General features: G+C 59.3%; 1 pseudogene. It reads right to left on the bottom strand.

Annotation, left to right across the window (positions count from 1 at the left end):
• A pseudogene (locus tag AB3X96_RS42705) lies at positions 1-209 on the bottom strand (transposase); the annotation flags it as partial.
• Positions 210-359: the final 150 nt, after the last annotated feature.

The following is a 359-nucleotide window of genomic DNA, read 5'->3' as shown; positions in this document are numbered from 1 at the left end:
TCTGGCTCAGCGCCCCGGTAACCACGGTCGACGATCGCGATTTCAGGTTTGACATCGCTGAGAATCGCTGCCTGCTCCAGCGCTTCTTCCAGCGTATGTCCATCGTACGGATTGCCCGGCATCGAGCCGGCACCCACCACCAGCCCTTCCCGGTGTGTCGTCGTGATCGACACCTTGACGCCAAACTCGTATGGCGTGCGCGCCTTACCCGAAACGAAACTCGCGCTCATCGATGCACTGAGCCGCTCCCAATTGATCAGCTCGGCCAGCCGTACCAGTGGATGCTTGAGATTGATCTGTTCGCGCAGTGGATGCCGGAACAAATCCTTCTCCGTTACAGGCGCCTTCGGACCCATCTA

It is taken from the genome of Paraburkholderia sp. BR13439, from assembly GCF_040948805.1.
GTDB classification, from domain to species: domain Bacteria; phylum Pseudomonadota; class Gammaproteobacteria; order Burkholderiales; family Burkholderiaceae; genus Paraburkholderia; species Paraburkholderia youngii.
This window is presented reverse-complemented; position numbering and strand designations above follow the sequence as displayed.